Below are 4,153 nucleotides of genomic sequence, written 5' to 3'. Positions count from 1 at the left end.
GGCGTCCGGTCAGTCACGCATTCATTGCCTGACCACCGCCATCGCCGGCAAGCCGGCTCCTACAGGGGACCGCGTTAGCTTTTGATTTTCACCACTCATCAGGCCGAGCGTTAGCTCGCCTTCAGCTTTTGATCTGAGCGCCCCCTCGAGAGGCCGAGCGCAGGTTCTGCGCAGTGGGCAACCCGGCATGGATGCCGGGCTAGCCGCCCCCGGCCAGGGATGGCCGATGGCGGCGGGCCCACGGAGCAGGACCGGAGCGAGGGCATGGCGAGCATTAGCGAGCCACCGAACGAAAGGGGCAAGAGCGCTTGGTTACTTGCCGCTTCTGCAAGTGACTCGCCGTAAGGGCGAAACCAATAGCAGCCGTTACCGCAGGAATGGATATGTACATCAATAAAAGATAGGTCGGCTATCAGGCCGCCATCGCCAGCAAGCCGGCTCCTACAGGGGCTGTGTGATGCCGTGAAAAAGAGCACGTACATTCAATTTTCCCCGCCCCCACACCGGCACTATCGAATGAGGTCCCGGCGCTTTGACGCCGATGGTTTTTCATTTGTGCAGGTAGTCCATGAACGCTTCGCAATGGGATGAACGGGCCCAGGATATCGGGCTGTTTTTTTTGCGGGTCAGCGGTGGTTTGTTTCTGCTGTGGGTGCACGGTTTGCCCAAGCTGCTTAACTACAACGCTCAACTGCAAGTCATCGAAGACCCTTTCCACCTTGGCGCGAATGTCACGCTGATGCTGGCGATTTTTGCCGAGGTGCTGTGCCCGCTACTGATCATTGCCGGGGTGTTGGTGCGCCTGGCGTGCCTGCCGGTTTTGTCTGTGTTGTGGATCGCGCTGCTGGTTGTGCACCCGCAATGGAGCCTCGAGGAAGGGCAGTTCGGCTGGCTGCTGTTGATTCTGTTCACCAGCCTTTTTATCGCCGGGCCGGGACGGCTGGCGCTCAATGTCCGATTCGCCGGAGCTTTGCGTTATGCCTGAATCCAATCGTTTCGAGGAAGTCGTGACCCTGGTCATCAAGCACCGGGTCAAAGCCGGTTTTGAAGTGCCCTACGAAGCCTGGTTGCGCAACATCGTCAGCATCGCCGGGCAGCAGGAAGGGCACTTGGGGGTGGATGTGATGCGCGGCAAGAGCGCCGGCCTCGACATGTACACCTGCGTGCTGCGCTTTTGCTCCACCGACGCGATGCAGCACTGGCTCGATTCGCCACAACGGCTGGAACTGGTCAACGAAGCCACGCCGATGCTCGCCGATGGCGACCAGACCGAGGTCAACCCGGTCAAGGAATTCTGGTTCGCGCCGCAGGCTGAATCCGGTTCGCCGCCGCCGCGCTGGAAGCAGGCCGTGGTGACGTTGTTGGTGATTCTGCCGCACACCTTGCTGGTGCCGCTGATCTGGGGCCCGCTGTTGCGGCTTAACGCGTTCCTGTCCAATTACGTGGTCGCCACGTTCCTGATCACGCTGACCATCGTCGTTTCGGTGGTGTACCTGTTCATGCCGATGGCGACGCGTTTGTTCGCGCCTTGGCTGTCCCCCTCCACTCAGCCCAAGGAAACGCGATGAACGCCGACCTGATTTTGTTCAATGGCCAATTTCATACCGTTGACCGTGAAAACCCGCGCGCAAGTGCCGTCGCCATCAGCGATGGCCGCTTCGTCGCGGTCGGCACTGACGCCGAAGCCATGGCCCTGCGCGGCTCCGGCACCCAGGTCATCGACCTCAAGGGCCGCTGTGTCATCCCCGGCCTTAACGACTCGCACTTGCACCTGATCCGTGGCGGTTTGAACTACAACCTCGAACTGCGCTGGGAAGGTGTGCCGTCGCTGGCCGACGCCCTGCGCATGCTCAAGGATCAAGCCGACCGCACGCCAACGCCACAATGGGTGCGCGTGGTCGGTGGCTGGAACGAATTCCAGTTCGCTGAAAAGCGCATGCCGACCCTCGAGGAACTGAACCAGGCGGCGCCGGATACGCCGGTATTTGTCCTGCATCTATATGACCGCGCTCTGCTCAACCGCGCCGCGTTGCGCGTGGCTGGTTACACCCGCAACACGCCGAACCCGCCGGGTGGCGAAATCGTGCGCGATGCCAACGGTGAGCCGACCGGCATGCTGGTGGCGCGCCCGAACGCGATGATTTTGTACTCGACCCTGGCCAAGGGACCGAAGTTACCGCTGGAGTATCAGGTCAACTCGACCCGCCAGTTCATGCGCGAACTCAACCGTCTCGGCCTGACCAGCGCCATCGATGCCGGCGGCGGTTTCCAGAATTATCCGGACGATTACCAGGTGATCGAGCAGTTGGCCAAGGACCAGCAACTGACCATCCGCATTGCCTACAACCTGTTTACCCAAAAGCCCAAGGAAGAGCTGACCGACTTCAAGAACTGGACCAGCAGCGTGACCCTGCATCAGGGCGATGACTTCCTGCGACACAACGGCGCCGGGGAAATGCTGGTGTTCTCGGCGGCGGATTTCGAGGACTTCCTCGAACCGCGTCCGGACCTGCCGCAAACCATGGAAGACGAACTCGAACCGGTGGTCCGCCACTTGGTCGAGCAGCGCTGGCCGTTCCGTTTGCACGCCACCTACAACGAATCCATCAGCCGCATGCTCGACGTGTTCGAGAAGGTTAACCGCGACATTCCGTTCAATGGTCTGCCGTGGTTTTTCGACCACGCCGAAACCATCACGCCGCAGAACATCGAGCGGGTGAGGGCGCTGGGCGGTGGTATCGCGATTCAGGATCGCATGGCGTTTCAGGGCGAGTATTTCGTCGAGCGTTACGGCGCCAAGGCTGCCGAAGCGACGCCGCCGATCAAGCGCATGCTGGCCGAAGGTGTACCGGTTGGCGCTGGCACCGATGCGACGCGGGTGTCCAGCTACAACCCATGGACTTCGCTGTACTGGATGGTCAGCGGTCGCACCGTCGGTGGCCTGGAGCTGCACGCCGAGGGGCTGTCCCGGCAGACCGCGCTGGAACTGTTCACCCACGGCAGCGCTTGGTTCTCTTCCGAGCAGGGCAAGAAAGGCATGATCAAAGTCGGCCAACTGGCTGACGTCGCAGCCCTGAGCGCGGACTTTTTCAGCGTCGACGAAGAAGCGATCAAGTGGATCGAGTCGGTGTTGACTGTGGTCGGCGGCAAGGTGGTGTACGCCGCCGGTGATTTCGAAAAACTCGGCCCGGCCAGTGTACCGGTGCTGCCGGACTGGTCGCCGGTGGTCAAGGTGCCGGGTCACTGGCGCCCGACGTCGCCGATGCAGGCGCAGGTTCACCATTGCAGCGGGCCGTGCGGCGTGCATTCCCATAGCCATGAAAAGGCGCGGTTGTCGAACGCGCCGGTCAGCGATTTCGCCGGTTTCTGGGGCGCCTTCGGCTGCTCGTGCTTCGCGTTCTGACGATCACAAAAAAGCGCCGACCCGCGTGTCGGCGCCTGACGTAATACCCATCCATCGAGGAGTTTCACATGAGCAACGTTCCGTACAAACGCCTGAACAAAGACGATGCCGTTGTCCTGTTGGTCGATCACCAGACCGGTCTGATTTCGCTGGTTCAGGATTTCTCGCCGAACGAATTCAAGAACAACGTGCTGGCCCTGGGCGACGTGGCCAAGTTCTTCAAACTGCCGACCATCCTCACCACCAGCTTCGAAAACGGCCCGAACGGCCCGATGGTGCCGGAATTGAAAGAGCAGTTCCCGGACGCGCCGTACATCCCGCGTCCAGGCCAGATCAACGCCTGGGACAACGAAGATTTCGTCAAGGCCGTCAAAGCCACCGGCCGCAAGCAACTGATCATCGCCGGTGTGGTGACTGACGTTTGCGTGACCTTCCCGACGCTGTCGGCGCTGGCCGAAGGGTTTGAAGTGTTTGTGGTGACCGATGCTTCGGGTACGTTCAACGAAACCGTGCAACAAGCTGCTTGGGCGCGCATGGCCGCCGCCGGTGCTCAACTGGTGAACTGGTTCTCCGTTGCGTGCGAGTTGCAGGGCGACTGGCGCAACGACATGGAAGGCCTGGCGAATCTGCTGTCGCCGCGTATTCCCAACTACCGCAACCTGATGAACAGCTACTCGGTGTTGACTTCGAAGTAAGTCCGCAGCCAAAAAAATGCCCGCGATCTGCGGGCATTTTTTTGTGCCTTTGTAG

At 60.8% G+C, this 4,153-nt stretch carries 4 protein-coding genes; all 4 read left to right on the top strand.

Features of this window, described 5'->3' with window-relative positions; translation table 11 throughout:
- Positions 1-568 precede the first annotated feature (568 nt).
- The 4 genes from KGB27_RS31070 to ycaC all read left to right on the top strand — a co-directional run bounded on the left by KGB27_RS31070 (position 569) and on the right by ycaC (position 4,098).
- Positions 569-985 (top strand): DoxX family protein, encoded by a 417-nt coding sequence (locus KGB27_RS31070; RefSeq protein WP_008043253.1) that lies wholly within the window; start codon positions 569-571, stop codon positions 983-985.
- Complete coding sequence (locus tag KGB27_RS31065) at positions 978-1,568, top strand: antibiotic biosynthesis monooxygenase (RefSeq protein WP_223481804.1); 591 nt, start codon at positions 978-980, stop codon at positions 1,566-1,568. Before KGB27_RS31070 ends, KGB27_RS31065 begins: the two co-directional genes overlap by 8 nt.
- Complete coding sequence (locus KGB27_RS31060) at positions 1,565-3,403, top strand: amidohydrolase (protein ID WP_008032693.1); 1,839 nt, start codon at positions 1,565-1,567, stop codon at positions 3,401-3,403. The genes KGB27_RS31065 and KGB27_RS31060 overlap by 4 nt, the downstream gene beginning before the upstream one ends.
- A 68-nt stretch (positions 3,404-3,471) precedes the next feature.
- Complete coding sequence (gene ycaC, locus KGB27_RS31055) at positions 3,472-4,098, top strand: isochorismate family cysteine hydrolase YcaC (RefSeq protein ID WP_008032694.1); 627 nt, start codon at positions 3,472-3,474, stop codon at positions 4,096-4,098.
- The last annotated feature ends 55 nt before the right edge of the window (positions 4,099-4,153 follow it).

This window comes from Pseudomonas sp. BF-R-01 (genome assembly GCF_019946615.1).
GTDB classification, from domain to species: Bacteria; Pseudomonadota; Gammaproteobacteria; order Pseudomonadales; family Pseudomonadaceae; genus Aquipseudomonas; species Aquipseudomonas migulae.
This window is presented reverse-complemented; position numbering and strand designations above follow the sequence as displayed.